Source organism: Flavobacterium sp. XGLA_31 (assembly GCF_051547105.1).
In the GTDB taxonomy this organism is placed as follows: domain Bacteria; phylum Bacteroidota; class Bacteroidia; order Flavobacteriales; family Flavobacteriaceae; genus Flavobacterium.
In genome coordinates this window covers 764,363-786,138 of the sequence record NZ_JBPTTM010000001.1, presented here as the reverse complement: position 1 = coordinate 786,138, position 21,776 = coordinate 764,363, and the positions used below count along the sequence as shown (strand labels likewise).

19 protein-coding genes are annotated in these 21,776 nt (G+C 39.7%); 6 read left to right on the top strand and 13 right to left on the bottom strand.

Translation table 11 applies throughout. From position 1 onward, the window contains the following. The first annotated feature begins 21 nt into the window (after window positions 1-21). Window positions 22-2,268, top strand: a complete 2,247-nt coding sequence (locus tag ACSVH6_RS03440; protein WP_438075561.1) for a DUF7619 domain-containing protein — start codon at window positions 22-24, stop codon at window positions 2,266-2,268. 31 nt (window positions 2,269-2,299) lie between these two features. Here ACSVH6_RS03440 and ACSVH6_RS03435 read toward each other — a convergent pair whose 3' ends face one another. Further along, entirely contained in the window at window positions 2,300-2,743 is a 444-nt protein-coding gene (locus ACSVH6_RS03435) for a nucleoside deaminase (protein WP_438075559.1), read from the bottom strand. A 37-nt stretch (window positions 2,744-2,780) separates the two neighbouring features. On the opposite strand from ACSVH6_RS03435, the gene ACSVH6_RS03430 reads away from it, so the two are divergent. After that, window positions 2,781-4,577, top strand: a complete 1,797-nt coding sequence (locus tag ACSVH6_RS03430) for a 1-deoxy-D-xylulose-5-phosphate synthase (RefSeq protein WP_438075778.1) — start codon at window positions 2,781-2,783, stop codon at window positions 4,575-4,577. Window positions 4,578-4,812: 235 nt separating this feature from the next. After that, window positions 4,813-5,169: a hypothetical protein gene (locus tag ACSVH6_RS03425; RefSeq protein ID WP_438075557.1), complete on the top strand. Its 357-nt coding sequence runs from the start codon at window positions 4,813-4,815 to the stop codon at window positions 5,167-5,169. An 8-nt stretch (window positions 5,170-5,177) separates the two neighbouring features. Here the strand turns inward: ACSVH6_RS03425 and ACSVH6_RS03420 are convergent, their stop codons facing one another. The 11 genes from ACSVH6_RS03420 to ACSVH6_RS03370 all read right to left on the bottom strand — a co-directional run bounded on the left by ACSVH6_RS03420 (window position 5,178) and on the right by ACSVH6_RS03370 (window position 18,829). Then, window positions 5,178-6,512 (bottom strand): deoxyguanosinetriphosphate triphosphohydrolase, encoded by a 1,335-nt coding sequence (locus tag ACSVH6_RS03420; protein ID WP_438075555.1) that lies wholly within the window; start codon window positions 6,510-6,512, stop codon window positions 5,178-5,180. A 55-nt stretch (window positions 6,513-6,567) separates the two neighbouring features. Then, the gene (locus tag ACSVH6_RS03415; protein ID WP_438075554.1) at window positions 6,568-7,023 is read right to left on the bottom strand and encodes a GNAT family N-acetyltransferase; all 456 of its coding nucleotides are present in this window, start codon (window positions 7,021-7,023) and stop codon (window positions 6,568-6,570) included. Continuing rightward, the gene (locus tag ACSVH6_RS03410; RefSeq protein WP_438075553.1) at window positions 7,020-7,532 is read right to left on the bottom strand and encodes an RDD family protein; all 513 of its coding nucleotides are present in this window, start codon (window positions 7,530-7,532) and stop codon (window positions 7,020-7,022) included. The genes ACSVH6_RS03415 and ACSVH6_RS03410 overlap by 4 nt, the downstream gene beginning before the upstream one ends. Window positions 7,533-7,536: 4 nt before the next feature. Continuing rightward, complete coding sequence (locus tag ACSVH6_RS03405; protein WP_438075551.1) at window positions 7,537-7,761, bottom strand: hypothetical protein; 225 nt, start codon at window positions 7,759-7,761, stop codon at window positions 7,537-7,539. Between the two features lie 436 nt (window positions 7,762-8,197). Continuing rightward, entirely contained in the window at window positions 8,198-10,630 is a 2,433-nt protein-coding gene (locus ACSVH6_RS03400; protein WP_438075549.1) for a ribonucleoside-diphosphate reductase subunit alpha, read from the bottom strand. A 200-nt stretch (window positions 10,631-10,830) separates the two neighbouring features. Further along, on the bottom strand, window positions 10,831-11,808 hold the full coding sequence (locus tag ACSVH6_RS03395; RefSeq protein WP_438075547.1) for a ribonucleotide-diphosphate reductase subunit beta: 978 nt from the start codon (window positions 11,806-11,808) through the stop codon (window positions 10,831-10,833). Window positions 11,809-12,149: 341 nt separating this feature from the next. Continuing rightward, complete coding sequence (locus ACSVH6_RS03390) at window positions 12,150-12,698, bottom strand: hypothetical protein (RefSeq protein WP_438075545.1); 549 nt, start codon at window positions 12,696-12,698, stop codon at window positions 12,150-12,152. Window positions 12,699-12,766: 68 nt separating this feature from the next. Next, window positions 12,767-16,162, bottom strand: coding sequence for a hypothetical protein (locus tag ACSVH6_RS03385; RefSeq protein WP_438075543.1), 3,396 nt, complete (start codon window positions 16,160-16,162; stop codon window positions 12,767-12,769). 82 nt (window positions 16,163-16,244) lie between these two features. Next, on the bottom strand, window positions 16,245-17,498 hold the full coding sequence (locus tag ACSVH6_RS03380) for an aspartate kinase (RefSeq protein WP_438075542.1): 1,254 nt from the start codon (window positions 17,496-17,498) through the stop codon (window positions 16,245-16,247). Between the two features lie 3 nt (window positions 17,499-17,501). Beyond that, window positions 17,502-17,975: an N-acetyltransferase family protein gene (locus ACSVH6_RS03375; protein WP_438075540.1), complete on the bottom strand. Its 474-nt coding sequence runs from the start codon at window positions 17,973-17,975 to the stop codon at window positions 17,502-17,504. A 5-nt stretch (window positions 17,976-17,980) separates the two neighbouring features. Beyond that, on the bottom strand, window positions 17,981-18,829 hold the full coding sequence (locus ACSVH6_RS03370) for a M48 family metalloprotease (protein ID WP_438075538.1): 849 nt from the start codon (window positions 18,827-18,829) through the stop codon (window positions 17,981-17,983). Between the two features lie 134 nt (window positions 18,830-18,963). Here ACSVH6_RS03370 and fbp point away from each other — a divergent pair, with 134 nt between their 5' ends. Beyond that, entirely contained in the window at window positions 18,964-19,971 is a 1,008-nt protein-coding gene (fbp, locus tag ACSVH6_RS03365; RefSeq protein WP_438075776.1) for a class 1 fructose-bisphosphatase, read from the top strand. A gap of 28 nt (window positions 19,972-19,999) precedes the next feature. On the opposite strand, the gene ACSVH6_RS03360 is transcribed toward fbp, so the two are convergent. Further along, window positions 20,000-20,431 carry a TerB family tellurite resistance protein gene (locus ACSVH6_RS03360; protein ID WP_438075537.1) on the bottom strand — a complete coding sequence of 144 codons (432 nt, stop codon included), beginning with the start codon at window positions 20,429-20,431 and terminating at the stop codon, window positions 20,000-20,002. Window positions 20,432-20,581: 150 nt separating this feature from the next. Between ACSVH6_RS03360 and ACSVH6_RS03355 the strand changes: the two genes are divergently transcribed. Together ACSVH6_RS03355 and ACSVH6_RS03350 are read left to right on the top strand one after the other, a co-directional pair. Then, the gene (locus ACSVH6_RS03355; RefSeq protein ID WP_438075535.1) at window positions 20,582-21,175 is read left to right on the top strand and encodes a HupE/UreJ family protein; all 594 of its coding nucleotides are present in this window, start codon (window positions 20,582-20,584) and stop codon (window positions 21,173-21,175) included. 143 nt (window positions 21,176-21,318) lie between these two features. After that, window positions 21,319-21,747 carry a deoxycytidylate deaminase gene (locus tag ACSVH6_RS03350; RefSeq protein WP_438075533.1) on the top strand — a complete coding sequence of 143 codons (429 nt, stop codon included), beginning with the start codon at window positions 21,319-21,321 and terminating at the stop codon, window positions 21,745-21,747. Window positions 21,748-21,776: the final 29 nt, after the last annotated feature.

The following is a 21,776-nucleotide window of genomic DNA, read 5'->3' as shown; positions in this document are numbered from 1 at the left end:
AGTATCAAATAACTAAACCTGATGAAAAAAAGCTACTCCTTATTGTTTTTGATTTTCTCTGTCTTGACGGCTTCTGCCCAGATTATTGATTTCCCGGATCCTAATTTCAAAGCATGGCTCATGGCATCCAGCCCAACAGAATCTATTGCATGGAATATGTCAGGTAAAGCAAAAATCGACACCAACAACGATGGCGAAATAGAAGTGAGTGAAGCACTTGAGATAATAAGATTGAACGTCTCAAACTCTAACGTCAGTGACTTGACAGGTCTTGGTTATTTCACCAATCTAATAGATTTCCGTGCTGACCATACTAACATAACTGCATTCAACTTTCCTGAGATAAATTACCTATTATCGCTCAGTTTGAACTATAATAATAACTTAACGGCACTAACATTATCAAACCCGGCGTTACGGTATGTATACATTGACAACAATCAAATTTCTTCGCTTACGCTACAAGGTCCGCTTCCTTATTTAGAGCTATTATATTGCAATTCAAATAACTTGACAAGTATTGATTTATCAGCATGTCCCGCTTTAGTAACCTGTTTTTTGATGGATAACCAACTCACCTCGATTGTATTTCCAAATTACCCCAGCCCTACAACTCCGGCAGAACCCAGTTTTGACTTAAGCGGAAACCAGTTTGTGACCTTAACAGCCCCAAACCATTTGCTCGGACATTTTATATCCAAAAACAATCCTAATCTTACATACTTGAACCTTAAAGAGTTTATCCATTATTCTTTTCAAGCAAGTGGATTTAACTTTCATCAAGACTGTGATTTTTCAAACTGCCCGGTACTGGAATATGTATGTGCCCGTGAGAGTGATTTGAGTCTTGTGCAAAGTGCAATTAATTACTACGGCTATACTAACTGTCATGTCAACACCTATTGCAGTTTTAATCCGGGTGGGACTTTTTACACTCTTCAGGGAACCAACACTTTTGATAGTAATAATAATGGCTGTGACAGCAGTGACGGGCTTATTCCAAACATGAAATACAGTATATTCAACGGTTCTTCGACTACTACTTTGGTCGCCGGAAATGACGGGTCGTACCATTATAATGTGCAGGACGGCACCTATACGATTACGCCTGTTTTTGAAAATCCGTTACTGTATACCGCCAACCCGACCAGTGCTACCGTAACCTTCCCTGCTACCAGCAGCCCTTCGGTTCAGGATTTTTGTGTGGTTGCCAATGACATTCATAACGATTTAGAAGTATCCTTGTTTCCAACCAATGCTGCCCGCCCCGGGTTTGATTCGGAGTATAAAATCATTTATAAAAACCCCGGGACTACAGTACAGAGCGGAACAATTTCGTTGACCTATAATGATTCATTAGTGGATTTTGTTTCTGCTAATCCTAATTCCTCCAGTCAGTCAACCAATACCTTGAGTTGGAGTTTTGTGGATTTACTGCCTTTTGAAACCAGGGAAATTACTGTGGTGATGAACGTAAATTCTCCCATGGAAACTCCTGCCGTTAACGGTGACGATATTCTGAATTATGTTGCCAGTGTTACTGGGGCAACCGATGAAACTCCGAATAACAACAGCGCTACATTAAACCAAACGGTCATGAATTCTTTTGATCCCAATGATAAAACCTGTATTGAGGGTACCACCATTAGCCCAAGTATTGTGGGTGATTATGTGCATTATATGATTCGGTTTGAAAATACCGGAACAGCTAATGCCGAGAACATCGTAGTAAAAGATGTGATTGACACGACAAAATTTGTTCTAAGCAGCTTAACTCCGTTGAGTGGCAGCGCCAACTTTGTGACGAGAATTACGTCCAACAAAGTGGAATTTATTTTTGAAAATATTCAACTGCCGTTTGATGATGCCAATAATGACGGTTATGTGGCCTTTAAAATTAAAACAAAGTCAACACTAGTGCCCGGCGATACCTTTAGCAATGCTGCCACTATTTATTTTGATTACAATTTCCCGATTACGACCAATACATATACTACTACGGTATATGAACCTTTGGGAAATCCTGATTTTGATTTTGGCAGTGCGTTTACTTTATCGCCGGTGCCGGCTAAAAATGAACTGACCATTCGCTCAAAACAAAGCCTGACCATTCGCTCTGTAAGCATCTATAACATGCTTGGGCAATTGATGGAAGTACACACCAACCCGAGTGAAACTCTTGATGTTTCCAATCTGAAAACAGGAAGTTACCTGATTAAGGTTATTAGTGATAAAGGAACTTCGAGTGCTAAATTCATAAAAGAGTAATTAAAAAAGCCCCTTTAAATATGGGGCATTTTCATTTCCTTTTAGAAGCAAAAAACCGAAGCATTAAATCAGAAGCTTCTTTTGCCAAAACCCCGCGCACCACTTCGGTCTTGGGATGCAGTTTGGTGCCCAAATTTTCATACCCTCGTTGTTCATCGGAAGCACCAAAAACCACTTTGGAAATCTGGCTCCAGTACAAGGCGCCGGCACACATTTGACACGGTTCTAAGGTCACATAGAGTGTACAGCCTTTGAGGTATTTCCCTCCGATAAAATTAGCCGCTGATGTGATGGCCTGCATTTCGGCATGAGCGGTGACGTCATTGAGCATTTCGGTAAGGTTGTGTGTACGGGCAATGACTTTGTTATCAATCACAATGACAGCGCCCACCGGAATTTCCCCTTTTTCAAAAGCCGCTTCGGCTTCCTGCAAAGCTTTTTTCATAAAATACTCGTCGGTGAAAGGATTTTCCATGAAACAAAAATACAATTTCAATTCGTACATTTGCGGTATGCCGAAAAAATTGCTCGAACATATCACCAATCCAACCGATTTAAGAAAATTAGATGTCGCCCAATTGCCTCAATTGGCCAAAGAGTTGCGCGATTTCATTATCGATATCGTATCGGTTAAGGAAGGTCATTTGGGAGCCAGTTTAGGCGTAGTCGAACTGACTATTGCGTTGCATTATGTTTATGACACCCCGAATGATTTGTTGGTTTGGGATGTAGGTCATCAGGCTTACGGACACAAAATTCTGACGGAGAGACGCAAAAAGTTTGACACGAATCGTCAATTGGGCGGCATTTCCGGTTTCCCGAAACGTAGCGAGAGCGTGTACGATACTTTTGGGGTCGGACACTCCTCTACCTCCATCTCGGCCGCTTTGGGTATGGCTATTGCCTCACAGCTTAAAGGCGAAAACAAACATCATATTGCTGTTATTGGCGATGCTTCTATTGCCAGCGGAATGGCTTTTGAGGGATTGAATCATGCAGGGGTTACTACCGCTGATTTATTGGTGATTTTAAACGATAATGCCATTGGGATTGATCCCAGCGTGGGCGCTTTGAAAAACTACCTCACCGCCGTAAAAGAGGGCAAAAACCCGAAGCAGAATAACATGATTAAGTCGCTGAACTTTGATTATTCAGGACCAATAGACGGTCATGACCTGCCTGCATTAATCCAAGAATTGGAACGACTCAAAAAAGTAAAAGGACCCAAATTCCTCCATATCATTACGACCAAAGGTAAAGGTTTACAACAAGCCGAAGAAGACCAGGTAAAATACCATGCGCCCGGAAAATTTGATGCGGTGACCGGAAAAATCCACAAAACGGCTACTGAAAATCTGCCTCCTAAGTTTCAGGATGTTTTCGGACTGACCTTGGTGGAATTAGCCAAAAACAATCCGAAAATTATTGGCATTACCCCGGCTATGCCCTCCGGAAGTTCCATGAAATTCATGATGGAGGCTTTCCCGGAAAGGGCTTTTGATGTGGGAATTGCCGAGCAACATGCGGTTACGCTTTCTGCCGGAATGGCCACACAAGGCATGGTGGTTTTTTGCAACATTTATTCTACCTTTTTACAACGCGCGTATGACCAGGTCATACACGATGTGGCGTTGCAGAACCTGCCGGTGATCTTCTGTTTGGATCGTGCCGGATTGGTTGGCGAAGACGGTGCCACGCATCATGGTGTTTTTGATATTGCTTACCTGCGTTGCATTCCGAACATGATGATTTATGCACCAAAAGATGAAACCGATTTGCAAAACATCCTCTACACGGCTTCATTGGGATTGAAACACCCGATTGCCATTCGTTATCCCAGAGGCAGAGGGAAAAACCCGGAGTGGAAATTCCCGAATGGTTTTGAAAAAATAGAAATCGGTAAGGCTCAAAAGCTGAAAAAAGGAAAAAAAGTAGCTGTTTTATCCACCGGTACTATAGCGCACAATGTCACCACTGCTTTAGAGGAAATCAAAGATTCGGAGTATTTTGCCCATTATCATTTTGGCTTTATCAAACCTTTAGACGACAAGAAATTGCACAAAATCTGCAACAAATTCTCCACTATTATCACCGTGGAAGAAGGTGTTACCACGGGAGGTTTTGGGAGTGCTGTATTAGAGTTTTCGGCTAAAAACGATTATGTCAATGAGATTTTTCTTTGCGGGGTGCCCGACTATTTTATTGAGCATGGCACTGTTGACGAATTGCAACAATTATGCAACATTGACGTGGATGGATTGAAAACACTCTTCTCGGGTATCATCGAAGAAGAGGAAGATGATGAATAAGACTTTATTCTCCTTGGTAATTACTTTTAATATCTGATAAGATACTTTTACTACCTTCTTTTTTACGTTTACCACCTACAAATTTACTTATAACAAATTCAACTATACTTTTAATAACTAAAGTGGTACTACTAGTAATTATATATATAGTTTTAATAAGCTATATTATACTTTTAATTAATTTTTTTATACTTTTAATAACTGATTTAGAGTGTCTAACGTAAATTTAGCTGTTATGAGAATAGGAATAAACAACATTCACACAGGAGTTTTGCTCACTAAGGTTACTAAAGAGAAACATATTTCAAATCCCGAATTAGGAAAATTGATTGGAAGAATTCCGCTATCAGTGAAGCAATACAAGCAAAAAGGCACTATGCAAACAGCAGTCCTGGCAGAAATATGTCACGCTTTAAAGCATAATTTCTTTAGTGATATGGCCGATAAGCTGCCGCAGCATTTTACCAAAAACCAACCCAATACTGATGCTATCCTAAAAGAAAAGGATGATTTAATCGCTCAGTTACAGGAAGAAAACAGGATATTGAAAATACGAAACGAGATTTTGCTCGAAATACAAAAAGCAAAATAAATTAACGATTAAGCCGTCACGATTTGATTCAATTGTACCGCCTTACCATCGGTCAACATGGAGATGAAATGGCAAATATGCAATAGCCTGTCGTAGAGGGTTTCTTTTTCCAAATGGTGCTTTTCGGGAAGTATTTTCATCAATAATTTATCGTAGTTTGTGGCCTTCCCTTCATGCGTATTGTTGTAGGCGGTGATGAATTTATCCAATAAATTATTGATAATCTGGTAGCCTGAAAGTTCTTTCTCGATGACTTCGCGGCTTTGGTAAATTTTCTTGACACTCAGATTGATGATGTCATCCATTTGCGCTTTGTACTTGCTTTTATCGGTCAGGGCAAAATGGAATTGTCCTTTCAAAATAGCTTCTTCGTTTTCAATAAACACCCGAACAGCATCGTTAATTAAATTACCAATGGCCAAGGCACGGAGGTAACTGATGCGGTCTTCTTTAGTGGTTAAGGTCTGATATTTGGCAGTGTCAATGGTATCTTTCACCAATTTGATTAAATATTCTAACGCAAAATCTTCAGAAACCAAGCCCAGATTGATGCCGTCTTCAAAATCAATAATCGTGTAACAAATGTCGTCTGCCGCTTCCACTAAAAAGGCCAACGGATGGCGTTCGTAGCCTATGTCGTTTCCGGTTTTGTTTGAAATCATCCCCAGTTCTTCGGCTACTTCTTTGAAGAATTCCTTATCGGATTGGAAGAACCCGTATTTTTTATCTGAGATGTTTTTGGTGGGCTTTTTAGGCAGACTTTCTTTCGGATATTTGGTAAAGGCACCCAGCGTTGCATAAGACAACCGCAAACTGCCCTCAATACCCGGACGCGAACTCGTGAGTACTGAAAAACCATTTGCATTTCCTTCAAAATCGACTAAATCCTGCCATTGCTTAGGCGTGAGTTGGTCTTTATACTTTTGTCCTTTTCCAATCGAGAAATACTCGCCAATTGCTTTCTCTCCGGAATGTCCAAAGGGAGGATTCCCAATGTCATGGGCTAAAGCGGCTGCGGCTACTATGGCTCCGAAATCATTCATGTGATAGCCGTGAACTTCCTTCAGATGCGGGTACTTTTCGATGATTTTTTTTCCTACTAATCTTCCGATGGAGCGGCCTACTACCGAAACTTCTAAACTGTGGGTCAGTCTCGTGTGCACAAAATCGGTTTTTGATAGCGGAATCACCTGAGTTTTATCTTGTAAACTGCGAAAGGCTGAAGAAAAGATAATTCGGTCATAATCTACTTCAAAACCCAAACGGGTATCATCTTGTTCAATACGTAGTCTTTTGCTGGTGTCGCCTTGGCGTTTCAGAGATAAAAGTTGTTCCCAGGTCATTTAAATTTCAGGATTTAGGAATTGGTAAGTCAGGTTTTAAAAACTCAAATATAATCTATTTTAACTTCTTTTTGAGGCAAACACTGTTGGCCACACCTACATAGGGTTCAAAATTTTCGGTGATTTCATAACCCAATTTTTGGTACAACCCAATGGCATCCGTCTGCATAGACCCTGTTTCGAGAATGGAAATGGCGTAGTCCTCTTCTTGGGCCCAGTGCTCTAACGAGGTGAGTATTGTTTTAGCGATGCCTTTTCCCCGGTATTCGGGCAAAGTGTACATGCGCTTGATTTCGACGGTATTGGAGTCATATTCTTTGTACGCCCCTATGCCTACCGCCTTTTGGTCATCATACGCAATCAAGGCGTTTTTCAGCAAAGCCGATTTGTTGAATTGGGCGTAAAAAACATGGTCTTCTCCATCCAGAATTCTCAGGTAAGCATCGAGTTGGGCAACTAAATGGTTAAAATCGTTATTATCTGAAGAAGTCCGCACCAGTCTTATCATCATTCGCCTGTTTTGCCTATTTCTTCAAAAGAGTAAAAAAGATCGCGCTTTTCTTCAAACAAGTTCTTTTTAACCACATAGGTTTTAGAGAGACTGTCGTGCCAACCGCGACAAGGTGTTCCCAAAAACGACAATTGATTGAAGGGAATAATGCGGCAGATGGTTCTCATTAATATGGTTCTGTAGTCGGGTTTTGAGCCGTCTTCCATCACTACCAGAGTTCTTGTGATAAACTTAGCGATACTTCGAGCCATGAAAATCTCGGTGAGATTATAGTAAAGCAAGGCAATAACAATCCCAAAGATGTACTCTTGCACTTTGGTCATTTTTTCAAAAAAATCAGATGCATTTGAGTAGCCAAAGAAGGTTAAAACAATACCCAAGCCAATCCCTAATACTAGTCCAAATACTACTTGCACAGCGTAATCTATAAGATAGTTAGCAAATCGTTGTTGGTTCGAAGCCAACAAATCATCGGTTACTAAAAATTGCTTTTCATAATGGTTTTCCATGGCCTTACTCTTTGTCGTTAGCCAAAAAGAAATTACGTGATTTCTTCGGGTATACATTGTAACTCTTATCGCTTGGGTTGGCAATCACCGATTTGATGTTGATTTCGTCGCCTATTTTGAAATTGGCTTCTGTGTATTTATAATCCAACAAATATTCTCCGCAGAAATAATTGCCGTCTTTGTCTTTTTCAATGATTCCGGTGTAAACTCCTTTTTTTTCTTTTGACATTCTATATTAATTTATATATGGATTTTTGTCTAAACTACCATCTATTTTCAGATTGTAAATATTAACAATTTTAAGGTATAAAATTACTTCTTTTTAAAGTTCCTGATATTAAAAATATTTTATATTTGTAAAAAAATAACCCCCAATGCGGGAACATTGAGGGTTAATAAACAAAGAAAGGTTTGTTTAAGAATTTGATTTATGAAATCAATCTTAATTTAACTTTCATCAGCTATACATTTGGCTTGACTTAGTTCTTTGTTTTTAAAGAAGCTTGGTTTTAACACCACAATCTAGATTGGCTAATGAGACCAACTTCGAAACTTCTTCAGTAATTATAGCACTCTTTTGAGTGCTTTATTTTTATACTATAGTTACAATGTAAAAAACATCAGAAATCAATGCTTTTACATTGTAACTACAGAATAGTTTTTCATTAAGATCCGCACATTTCGCAATCATCTCCTCCTGTGCCGGCCGCATTGCGGGCGCGTTCTACCATAGCGGCAAAATCTTCGGCGGTCATTTCGCCGTTTTCTACCGGTGCCACTACCTCAACGGCTACCGGTTCTGGTACTTGTACTGTGGGTTCTGCTTTTTTATCATTGTTCAAGGTGAACTTGATGGCGTCTACCGCAGCTTTGGTTCTCAGGTAATACATTCCGGTTTTTAAGCCGCTTTTCCAAGCGTAGAAATGCATCGACGTTAATTTGGCATAGTTAGCATCCTGCATGAACAAGTTCAACGATTGTGATTGATCAATGAAATACCCTCTGTGACGCGACATATCGATAATGTCTTTCATTGACATCTCCCAAACCGTTTTGTATAATTCTTTCAAATCCTGCGGAATACGGTCAATATGTTGTACCGAACCGTTGTGACGCATGATTTCCTGTTTTAAGTCTTCATTCCAAAGACCTCTTTCTACCAAGTCATTTAACAAATGCTTGTTCACCACGATAAATTCTCCTGACAACACACGACGCGTATAAATGTTAGACGTGTATGGTTCAAAAGCTTCGTTATTCCCCAAAATTTGAGAAGTCGAAGCGGTTGGCATTGGTGCCATCAAGAGAGAGTTTCTCACTCCGTGCTCCATCACTTCTTTGCGCAAGCCTGCCCAATCCCATCTGCCTGAAAGTTCCTCGTCTTTGATATTCCAAAGGTTGTGTTGGAACAATCCTTCTGAAATTGGCGAGCCTTTGAACGTAGAATACGGTCCTTCTTCTTTGGCCGCTTCCATAGAAGCCGTTACCGCCGCAAAATACATGGTTTCGAATATTTCCTGATTCAATTGTTTGGCTTCGTCGCTGGTGAACGGCATGCGCAATAAGATAAACGCATCGGCCAATCCCTGCACGCCCAATCCTACCGGACGGTGACGCATATTAGAATTTTCCGCTTCCGGAACCGGATAGTAGTTGCGGTCGATTACTTTGTTTAAGTTTTTGGTAACGCGTTTGGTTACGTTGTAGAGTAACTGGTGATTGAATTCGCCGTTTTCCACAAACATCGGTAACGAAATAGAGGCCAAATTACACACGGCAATTTCATCAGGCGCGGTGTATTCCATGATTTCGGTACAAAGGTTTGATGAACGAATCGTTCCCAAATTCTTTTGATTGGATTTACGGTTGGCCGCGTCTTTGTACAACATGTATGGCGTTCCGGTTTCGATTTGCGACTCTAGGATTTTCTCCCAAAGTTCACGGGCTTTAATGGTTTTTCTTCCTTTACCCTGATCTTCGTAAGATTTGTATAACGCTTCAAACTCTTCTCCGTACACATCACACAAGCCCGGACATTCATTCGGACACATTAGGGTCCAGTGACTGTCTTCTTCTACACGTTTCATGAATAAATCGGAGGTCCACATGGCAAAGAACAAATCACGTGCACGCATTTCCTCTTTACCGGTATTCTTTTTCAAATCCAGGAATTCGAAAATATCGGCATGCCAGGTCTCCAGGTAAATAGCGAAACTTCCTTTGCGTTTTCCGCCTCCTTGGTCTACATAACGAGCGGTGTCATTAAACACACGCAACATTGGTACGATACCGTTCGAGGTTCCGTTGGTGCCGCGGATGTAAGACCCTGTCGCTCTCACGTTGTGGATAGATAAACCGATTCCTCCCGCCGATTGCGAGATTTTGGCTGTTTGTTTTAGTGTATCATAAATTCCGTCAATACTGTCGTCTTTCATCGTTAGAAGGAAACAAGACGACATTTGCGGTTTTGGTGTTCCGGCGTTGAAAAGTGTTGGTGTAGCGTGCGTAAAGAACTTTTTCGACATCAACTCGTAGGTTTCAATTACGGCTTCCATATCGTTTAAGTGAATCCCCACGGCCACACGCATCAACATATGTTGTGGGCGTTCTACTATTTTCCCGTTGATTTTCAACAAATAAGAACGCTCTAAGGTTTTGAACCCAAAGTAGTCGTAACTGAAATCGCGGGTATAGATGATGTGTGAGTTTAAAAACTCTGCATTGGCCTGAATTACATTGTAAACTTCTTCCGAAAGCAAAGGTGCTTTTTGGTTGGTTCTCGGATTTACATAAAAGTACATTTCTTTCATGGTTTCCGAGAAGGATTTGTTGGTGTTTTTATGTAAGTTAGAAATAGCAATACGAGCTGCCAATTGAGCGTAATCCGGGTGTGCGATTGTCATAGAAGCGGCCGTTTCCGCAGCTAAGTTATCCAATTCTGAAGTGGTTACACCGTCGTACAATCCTTCGATGACACGCATGGTTACTTTTACAGCGTCTACCAAATCATTTAATCCGTAACATAATTTTTTGATTCTGTCCGTGATTTTGTCGAACATTACGGGCTCTTTGTGGCCGTCTCTTTTTACTACATACATAGCTTGTCAGGTTTTGTAAAAACAGTAAATCCCTTCACTGTTTTTGGGTTATTTGTAATGGTTTGTTTGTTTTTAGGACTATGCTTTACTTCCCAGCCCTGATGGAAATGAAAATCCTGTTATTGTGAGCTTGGCTCGCAATGACAGATTGTAATGTACAGCAGGAAAATGGTTTCCTGTAATGCCCGAGCTTTTCGCTCCTAGAAATCGGCGTCGAAACTTATTTTTCCGGCTTCGGAATCGGTATTCATTACCCCGGCTTTTTGGTATTCGGCCACGCGTTTTTCGAAGAAATTGGTTTTCCCCTGCAACGAAATCATGTCCATGAAATCGAACGGATTGCTCGAGTTGTACACTCGTTTGCAACCCAATTCCACCAATAATCGGTCGGCAACAAACTCTAAATATTGTGTCATTAACGTGGCATTCATTCCAATGAGGCTCACCGGAAGTGATTCGGTAATGAACTCACGTTCAATGTTTAGGGCATCGGTAATAATTTCGGTAATTCTTGATTTTGATACTTTGTGTATCAAGTGGTGGTTGTGCAAGTGCACTGCAAAATCGCAGTGAACTCCCTCATCGCGAGAGATTAATTCATTAGAAAATGTCAATCCCGGCATCAAACCGCGTTTTTTCAACCAGTAAATAGAACAGAAAGCTCCCGAGAAGAAGATTCCTTCTACGGCAGCGAAAGCGATTAATCTTTCGGCAAAGGATTCAGAAGCAATCCACTTCAATGCCCAGTCCGCTTTTTTCTTAATGGCCGGAAACACTTCAATGGCGTGGAATAACTGATTTTTTTCAGCTTCGTCTTTTACATAGGTATCAATCAAAAGGGAATAGGTTTCACTATGAATATTTTCCATCATAATTTGGAATCCGTAGAAAAATTTGGCTTCCGGGTATTGCACTTCGTTGACAAAGTTTTCAGCCAAATTTTCATTCACAATTCCGTCAGAGGCAGCAAAAAAGGCCAGAATGTGTTTGATGAAATATTTTTCATCGTTATTCAGTTTGTTGTTCCAGTCGGATAAATCCTGGTGCAAATCAATTTCTTCGGCAGTCCAAAAACTGGCTTCCATTTTCTTATACCATTCCCAAATATCCTGATGTTTGATTGGGAATATTACGAAGCGATCTTTGTTTTCTCTTAAAATTGGTTCGATAGCAGCCATTTTGATTTTTTTTGATGTTTTGGGCGATTTTTTAATGAAATCTGTCAGTTACAAAGATTGTCAAACCAAACGTAAAATGAAAGTCAAACTTATTCACAATACGCTCTAGTTTTTAACAAATGAACGGATTTAAGCAGCGTTTTTGAAATTTTTTATTTTAATGATTATCAGCTATTTACAAAAATTAAAAATCAAAAAAAGCCCTAAAATAGAGGCTGTTAGGAATTTACTGATAGCTAAATTTTAACATTTTACGCCTTCTGAAAATGCCGTTTTCAGCCTAAAAAAAGAGCGGCTTTTCCTTTGAAAAAACCGCTCTTTGAAAAGTGTTACATTATTTCTTATTTGTCATCCGAAATATAGGTTTTATTACCATTAGAGTTAATATAGTATCTTCCTCCTCTTGGCCCGGTAAACACTTTTTTACCTTTATACTCTCCGGTTACTTTGTCCGGTGTTCTTGGTGCTTTCTCGTTAGAAACTCTTTCTTTAGCTTCTTTTTTTACTTTGGCTTCCGTTTTATTGGCAGCCGCTTTGGCTTTTCCTTCAGCAGATTTTGCTTCTCCTCTGGCCGATGCATTATCCCCTTTGTCTGCATTTTTAAAACGCTTGTCAGGTGTTCCGTCTTTTTTTAAAGGCACTCCAGCATCTGCATCTTTGAAACGTTTGTCAGGCGTACCGTCTTTTTTAAGTTTAGTTGCTTTTTCTTTGGTTTCTTTTTCTTCTTTTTTGGCTTTTTTCTCGGCCTTTTCTTTTACCTCTTTAGCCTCTTCTTTTTTCTTTTTTGCAGCTTTTTCTGTTTTGGCTTTTGCTTTTTCGGCTTTGGTTTCCTGTGCGTTTGTATTAGCTATGAAAACCAAGAGAAAACACAATAAAAATAGTTTCTTCATGACGTTTTATTTAGTGGATTATAGACATAAAAGTAAAGAAAAAACAAATAGGTTGGTGTTGAAAACTATTAAAAGTACGCTCTCAATTGCACATTACCAGTATGAATGGTTTGGCTTGTTTCGGTTTTTCTGCCTTGATAGTTGATATTAATATCCAAAAACTCCGTAAGATTCTTTTGAATAAGCAAGCGCCAGGTCATATTTTTTCCGGGCTGAAGTCCTTCTAACATTTGGAAAGCCACAGGAGACTGAGCATCACCAACAAACTTATTTTGATACAAAGAAAATTCCCCATTCATGGTAAGCTTTTTTTCACTGGCATAAGAAAATGAAGTTCCGAATCGATTTTGCAGGAGTTTTTCGGAATCTCCCAAATCATTTTTTTTGTTTTGATATTCGTAAAAAATATCCCAGCTGGCATTTTTATTGAACAAATACGAAATCTTGGGATTGATTTCATAGGCCTTGACTTCAAAATTTTTGCTTGAATAGTTTTCGGAATGCAGAGAAGTAAAGACTGTTTTAGACGCCAATGAGAACAACCAGGTTTTTTGCACCAAATGAGCATATTGCAACTGATGTGAATTATTTTTGCTCTGCTGCGACCCTACCGAAAGCAGGCTTTTCACTTGGTTCTGCGTAAACGTGTAAGTCATCGAGTGCCTTTGCTTACCCCGATTGTAAAACAAACTGTTTCGGAAACTTGTATTCAAACCCAGTAAATCTTCGTTAGAGGCAGAAAAAGGATTCAGGTCAAAATTATCACCCTTGCGTTGGATTTTCCGTTCAATCAAATAGGATGTCTGGTTGTAAAAATGAGAGGCCAACTTCTTGAAGCCGGATTCATTTTGCCAGATAGACGGATTCAATGTCAATGCTTGAGAAAATTTATTCTGATGCGTTTTTATAAAAACCTGATTGGGCAAAAACACCCGAATGTATTTGGCTAAATCCGGGAAGGGTGCTACTTCAAACTCCTGTAATTCCTGAATTCCGTTCCCATTGTAGTCGTTCCAAGTGTAAACCCCTTGCCCGGGCTGCACTTCCAAATAGGTAAACTCCTGTTGCGCAATCGTTCCCGAAGTTGTTTCATACGCGGTGGTGACTTGCATGAATTGCTTAAAATACTGGTCATTATACAACAGGCGCGAATTAAGCGAAGGTTCATTGGGACGGGCATTATCCGCATATTTCAGGTTTCGGTAATTCACAAATAACGACAAATCGCTTTTATTGGTCTGCACTAATTTTGATTTTAAATAATAGGACTGAGAGGTATTGACTTTCTTCAAAAACCCGTTTTGTAAACTGTCATTGACACGTTGTAAATAGCCCAATTCCACAAAAACTTTGGTGCTGTCTCCCCGACCGACAAACGCGCCATATTCGGTAAACCGCTGGCTTAAGGCAGACAGCTGTTGGGTAGCAGCAAGTTTTTCTTTGTTGTTTTCCAAACGCAAACTACCACCAATCCAATTTTTAGCGAAATGATAACGCGCTTGGGATTGATTTCGAATAAACGTAGAGCTGGCGTAGTCGCCATCGCTTTTCAGATAACTCCCGTATTCCTGAAGATTCCAATGGTTAAGACGGAAAGATCCGTTGACGATATGCCGGCTTCCTGAAAAACTTTTCGAAAAATCAAGCTTTTCAAATTGGTAGGTCAGCTTTCCTTTTTCGGGCAAACTAAAATCGATTCCATTAATAAGCAAACTCTGATTGCCTTCAAAAGTGGTCAGATTCCAGTCGCGGTTAAACTCAATATTGAACAACCGCTCAATGGTTCGGAAATCTTTTTGGACAAATTGGTAATTGCCAAAAGCATCCACTTGCCATTTTTTAGTAAAAATTCTTTGTTTAAAATTCAGTTTTCCGGCCGTACCTTTATTGTTGCTGTCATCTATAGGGGAAAATAAATTCAAATCGTTATTACTCACCCCCACTTCAAAATCAATATTCGTTTTCTCGCTGGGATTGTATTTTCCCAAAACCGTAGCAATTTGTATTTTGGTGGGCGCCACCAATCGGACGATTGGTTCGTAATTGTGATTGGGAACCGTACTGGACAATCCAACATATTGGTAAATTTTACCAACCGCGCTAGAATTGGTCAAAATATAACTTCCCTGATTCAGACCAACAAAGGTAAACTTCACATTGTACAGTTCGTCATTCGGATTGTTCGAATATTCAAAGGTTTCGACACCGTTAACAACAACCTTCTTATACAGGACTTTATTTTCTGAATACGTATCCAAATAGGCAGAAGGTGCAGTCATAAGATTAGTATTATCCCCTGCATTAGCCAAAATGGCTACTTGTTCAGCAGATAAATTTTGTTGCAGCGGTTGGTTTTTGACATCATTTTCAGAATACAAATACCCACCCAAACTCCATGTCTTAGCCTCATGATTGGCTCCGGCATAAGTCACAAAACGGGTATAATTTCTATCCGAATATTGGTATTCAATCACAATCCGCATTTCGGACGTAATGGGAAACAGAGAAGTAAAAGTAATCTCTCCGGCATTGTAATCAATCACATAATCGTTGTTTTCCCCTCGCTTGCGCAAAATTCCGTTTACATATACTTTTTCTGAACCGGAAATAACCAAAACATACAATTCACCGTTATTGCCACGGAGTTTATAAGGACCCTGATTGCCTTCCTGACCGGTAAACGAACTCTTTGCGTATTGCCCACGAACCAAGGCTCCGGCTGCAAAAATATCCGTTTTGTTTTCTTCTCCGCCAAACGTGAAATGTGTCGAAAGCCCTTGTACTTTTTTGTTGAAATTCAAAAACCTGGATTGCCGGTTTTCCAAAAATAAATCGCCGGCACGAATACTCCATTTATCGGTAAACAACTCGATAAAAATTTGGTCAAATTCATCCAGTTTCTGAGAATAACCCCCTTCCTGCAAGGGAATATTCGAATCCTGTATGGAGGCACGAAGCGAAACTTTATCAGATATTTTTCCGGTGATTTGTAAATCAAGGTTAGAAGTTACCGAAGCATTTTGATTGTTGCCGATGGTTACCCCGCGTGTGATACTTCCTGAGGTTGTTAATCCGTCAAACGGGATGAATTTTTTTACTGTACGATTGACTTTGTAAAGGTTTGCGTCGTTGGCCACAACCCGGTCCTGGTCATAAATACTGTATGTTTTGGTGAGTTGTTTCGGATAACTGAAGTAGCGGACTGTGATGCTGTCATTTGACGTAAAGTCCTTTCTGAAAATAAGTTTTCCTTTTTTGAAATCAACTTTATAAAAAGAACTGTCAACAACAGTACCATCCGCTTTTAGTAATTTAAAAAAGCTTGGACTGATGCTTACTTTTTCAATTTCTATTGAGTCTTGGGAAACGGAAATTTTTTTACTGTTGTATAAGGTTTTGACTTCCTGAGCTGAAAGCTTGGAAAATCCGACCAAAACGAACAGTAAAAAAAGTTTTTTAAGCATACCTAGTATAACGTAAAAATATGCCTTTTAATATAAAAAGCCTCGAATACACTACAATATTAGTGCATTCGAGACTCAAAATCTATTCTTTAGTCACAATCTGCATGGTTTCTCTGGAGATTTGTTTCAACAGTACTGTTTTGCCCTTCTCTACCATTTCGGCTGCTTCTTTGTTGAAATGTCGAATGGTAAACAAAGAGACATTTTCATTGTATGACACTTTAAATTTTTTAGATAAAATAGTTTTCAGTTCGTTGAAATTGCCAAATTTATCTTCAATAGAAACAGAGAAACTAATTGCGGAGTTCTGAATCAAACTCACTTTTATCTTGTATTGATGGAACAATGCAAAAATTTCACTGATGTTTTCCTCCATGATAAACGAGAAATCAATAGAAGACAGTGAAATGAGCAATTGCTCTTTTTTCACTATAAAACACGGAACTTTCGGTTCCAAATCTTCCCCTTTCGAAACACTGGTTCCGGGTAATAACGGATTTACAAATGATTTTACAAACAAAGGAATTTCTTTTTTCTGCAGTGGTTGCAGAGTTTTCGGGTGAATTACCGAAGCGCCGTAAAAAGCTAACTCAATGGCTTCCCGATAGGAAATTTGGTTTAACAAAACGGCATTTTCAAAGTAACGCGGATCGGCATTTAACACTCCCGGAACATCTTTCCAAATCGTTACACTTTCGGCATTCAAGCAATAAGCAAAAATTGCCGCGGTATAATCGGAACCTTCACGGCCCAAAGTGGTTGTAAAATTATTTTCATCAGAACCTAAGAACCCTTGCGTAATATTGAGTGCTTTTTTCTTAATCCCTTTGGCAATAAATTGTTGGGTTTTCTCCCAATCAACATTGGCATCGCGGTAATTGTTATCGGTTTTAATAAAATTGCGAACATCAATCCAGTTGTTTTTCAATCCGGCATGATTAAAATAATGACTCACAATTGTGGTAGAGATAATTTCCCCGTAACTTACTACTTGGTCGTATACAAAGTTGTAATTCGGAGATTTATTGCTGCGAATAAAATATTCCAAATCGGCAAAATGACTGTTCACAGCATAAAAAACATCGTGCTCTTCGTCATCAAATAAGTCTAATAAAATTTGGTTGTGGTACTTCTTGACGTCTTGCAGTGAAGAATGCAATTCATTGGATTTTTCGAAGTAATTCTTGATTACCAATTCCAAAGCATTTGTTGTTTTTCCCATAGCGGAAATCACTAAAAGTGTGTCTTCATGACCTACTTTTTCTAATACACTAAATACGTTTTTGATTCCATCGGCGTCTTTTACAGAAGCGCCCCCAAATTTAAAAATTCTCATTATTTACAGTTTGCTTAAAAATTCGTTGATTCCTGTTTCATCCATTTGCGCCACACGCCAATCGTCTAATACTTTAGCGCCTGATTTGATATAAAAATCAATTGCCGGCGTGTTCCAATCCAAAACATTCCATTCGATGCGACGGACATTATCTTTCTTGCCTTGCTCTATAATTTTAGAATACAACGCGAATCCCAAACCGGAACCACGCATTTTTTCTTTGACGATTAAATCTTCGAGGTGAATGGTTTTGCCTTTCCAGGTAGAGTAGCGGTAATAATATAACGCCATGCCTACAATTTCGCCATCAACCTCAGCGATGAATGTATGAAACAAAGGAACTTCCCCAAAACCGTCGCGCTCTAGGTCAGCCACAGTAACAACCACAGCATCGGGTTCTTTTTCAAAAACAGCCAACTCCCGTATGAGTTCCAGTACGGCCGGCATGTCTTTTTTTTCGCCTTTTCTGATTAGCATCGGGATTATTTTTTCTTCTTTTTAGTTGTTTTTTTTGTCGTGGTCGTGGCTTTATTTGAAAATTTCATCTGCACATACGGTTTGTACAAACCGTCTGCAGTGGCTCTGGCTCTGGCCTTATCAGCTCTGTCCTGCGGATCCGGGTGCGAGCTTAACATTTTAGTAAGAAAATCGGCTTGTGCACCGCCACTCATTTTGGCCAAGATAGCAAATGCTGCTTCTACCGCATTTACATTGTATCCGTTGCGTTTCATAAAGGCATACGAGTAATCATCTGCTTCTGACTCTTGTTTACGACTGTATTTGCTATCTAATATCGCATTGGCTAATTGTCCGTATTGACTGTCCGTCAGCTTAGCCACTTTGTCTGACTGTGACGAAACAGCTCCCACTAACGCAGCTTTTCTTAATGCAGCTTTCATAGCATCTCTGGAATCGTGATTGGCCACATGTCCGATTTCGTGCCCAATCACCGCCAACAATTGATTGTCATCCATAATATCCATCAATCCGGAAAACACGCGAACACTCCCATCAGCAGTAGCAAAGGCATTAACATCTTTCGTGAGATACACTTTATAATTCAATTTCAATCCGCCTTCATTAGCGTGCTTCCCAAAAATTCGATTCAAACGCACGGCATAGCCGTCTTTAGGACCGGCCACTGTATTGGCAGAATCCATTTTTCGTACCGCTTCTTTTGACATGGCAGCCGCATCTTCATCGCTGTAGGTAAAACTGGCCACTCCGGTTTGAAGAGCACCCATGGCTTTTTCTCCCAAATTAATCTGAGCATTTATTTTGGTTATGCTCATAATTGCAATAATTGCCGCTAGAACTAATCTTGTTTTCATGGTTTACTTTTTAACATAATCAGCTACAAAGATAAAGGAAGTTTCACTAAAATTTGGTCTGACATTTTTTAAAAATTCAGTAATTTTTTAATTAAAAAACCGATATTTGCATGCACAACTACAACGATTTCGCAATGGAAGAACGCAATAAAACCCTTGGTGAGTTTATCATCGAAAAACAGGAAGAATTCAAATATTCTTCCGGAGAATTATCCCGAATTATCAACTCCATCCGATTAGCGGCAAAAGTCGTAAACTACAAAGTCAACAAAGCCGGACTGGTAGACATTGTCGGTGCTGCCGGAGACCAAAATATTCAGGGTGAAGACCAGCAAAAGCTGGATGTATATGCCAATGAAATTTTTATTCAAACGCTTATTAACCGTGAAATTGTATGCGGAATCGCCTCAGAAGAAAATGACAATTTTATTACTGTAGCAGGCTCTGACAAAGGCCACAATAATAAATATGTAGTCTTGATGGATCCCTTAGACGGCTCTTCCAATATTGATGTCAATGTTTCGGTAGGAACCATCTTTTCTGTATTCCGAAGAAAAACGGCCGTGGGAACACCGGTTACTTTAGAAGATTTTCTGCAACCGGGAACCAGTCAGGTGGCCGCAGGTTATGTAATTTACGGAACCTCAACCATGCTGGTTTACACTACAGGTCACGGTGTAAACGGTTTTACCTTAAATCCGGCCATTGGAACATTTTATTTATCCCATCCGAACATGCAGTTTTCAAAAGACGGTAATATCTATTCCATCAACGAAGGAAACTATGTGCATTTCCCGCAGGGAGTAAAAGATTATTTAAAATATTGTCAGCTCGAAGAAGGTGACCGTCCCTACACTTCACGTTACATCGGAAGTTTGGTTTCTGACATTCACCGCAACATGATTAAAGGCGGAATTTATATTTATCCGACAAGTTCTAAATCACCCAAAGGCAAACTGCGTTTGTTATACGAATGCAATCCGATGGCTTTCATTGCCGAACAGGCAGGTGGCAAAGCTTCTGATGGTTTCGGCAGAATTATGGAAATACAACCGACAGAATTACACCAACGCGTGCCTTTCTTTTGTGGAAGTTACAACATGGTGGAAAAGGCCGAGGAGTTTATGGCCAAATACAGTTAAAAAAAGTCCCGATTACTCGGGACTTTTTTTATTTATTCATGTGCGTCATTTCGTAAACGAACGTATCGCCGTCTACATTGAGAACAAGCAGTGACAGCGCCTTGTCCACGATGTAATTTACATTCCCGGGTGTAAATCCTAAGGCCAAAGCAAATTTGGTTAAGATTTCTTTTTGTTTAGGTCCTAATACGTGATCGGCGTAAACCATTCTCGACAAGTCATATAAACGTTCCAAACGTTGTACATGTAAATAAGGCGGATTGATTGGGTATTTTAAAGGATTTTCTAAAATCTCTTCGTATTCTGCAGGAGTTATCTCCAAGCGAACAGCCAGTTTATCCAAGAACTCTCTTTCCTCTTTACTCATATCTCCATCTGCGGTGGCGACACGTACTATTGCCGAAAAATGTCCTTTGTTTCTGCTTTTAAATTCACTATCAAATAAATCTGAAATTGACATAATGGTATGGGTTTTTATAGTGCAAATATAAGTCAATTTACTGTTTTTGAGAAACCAATTTCAAAAATGTTTTTCATCGATTTTAGCATTTATTTTAAATATCCAACAAAAAAATAGTGTAAGTTTACCTTCCAAAACCAACCATTTACCATGTCAGATTTCTGGATGTATTTCAATATCGGATTAAAACATGTCCTCAATGTTTACGCCTATGACCACGTTTTATTCCTGTTGGCGCTAACTGTCCCTTACGAATTTAAATCCTGGAAGCGCATCCTGATTTTGGTTTCGCTATTTACCTTAGGTCATTCCTTAGCGCTCTTGCTTTCGGTTTTCAATATAGTTACCGTAAAACCCAACATCGTTGAGTTTTTAATCCCTATTACCATTCTTATTACAGCCTTATTCAACATTGTCACATCGGGTAAATCGAACAAAAAAGACGGCACTACGTTTATTGGCATTGTGACGGTTTGTTTCGGAATCATTCACGGTTTGGGGTTTTCCAATTATTTCAACCAAATCCTCAGCGGAAAACCTTCTGATAAATTATTACCGTTGACCGAATTTGCTGTCGGTATCGAAACGGCTCAAATCGTAGTCGTTTTAGCCTCGTTGCTCTTGGCCTACATGGTACAAACCCTCTTCAAATTCTCCAAGCGCGACTGGACGTTACTAATTTCTGCGTTTATTGTCGGGGTTGTCATTCCCATCATTTTACAAAACGAAATTTGGCATAAATAATTATTCAGAAGAGAAAGGTTTCGGTATATTTGCTATCCTTGTTCCTGCTGTCCGCTTTACTTCGGTATCGCTCCCATCAGGGCTAAAAGAAAAACGATATTGATTAGAAGCAATCAACCGAGCTACGAACCTTAGAGTACAAAATGAAAGAGAAGAAACAAAACAAATACGACAAAGCCTATTTACGCATCGCCGCCGAATGGAGTAAACTGTCCTATTGTCAGCGCAAACAAGTCGGTGCTATCATCGTTCGTGACCGCATGATTATTTCCGACGGGTATAACGGTACGCCTTCGGGTTTTGAAAATTGTTGTGAAGATGATGAAGGGCTAACGCATTGGTATGTTTTGCACGCAGAGGCCAATGCGATTTCCAAAGTTGCACGCTCCACCCAATCCTGTGAAAATGCAACTTTATATATCACCCTTTCACCTTGCAAAGAATGCAGCAAGCTGATTCATCAATCCGGAATCAAGCGCGTTGTTTACCAACATGGTTATCGGGATACTTCAGGCGTTGATTTCTTAGAAAAGGCGGGTGTTGAAGTACACCAACTCGAAAATTTAGAGTAATTTTACCAAACAGATTGTCGACTGTTCCC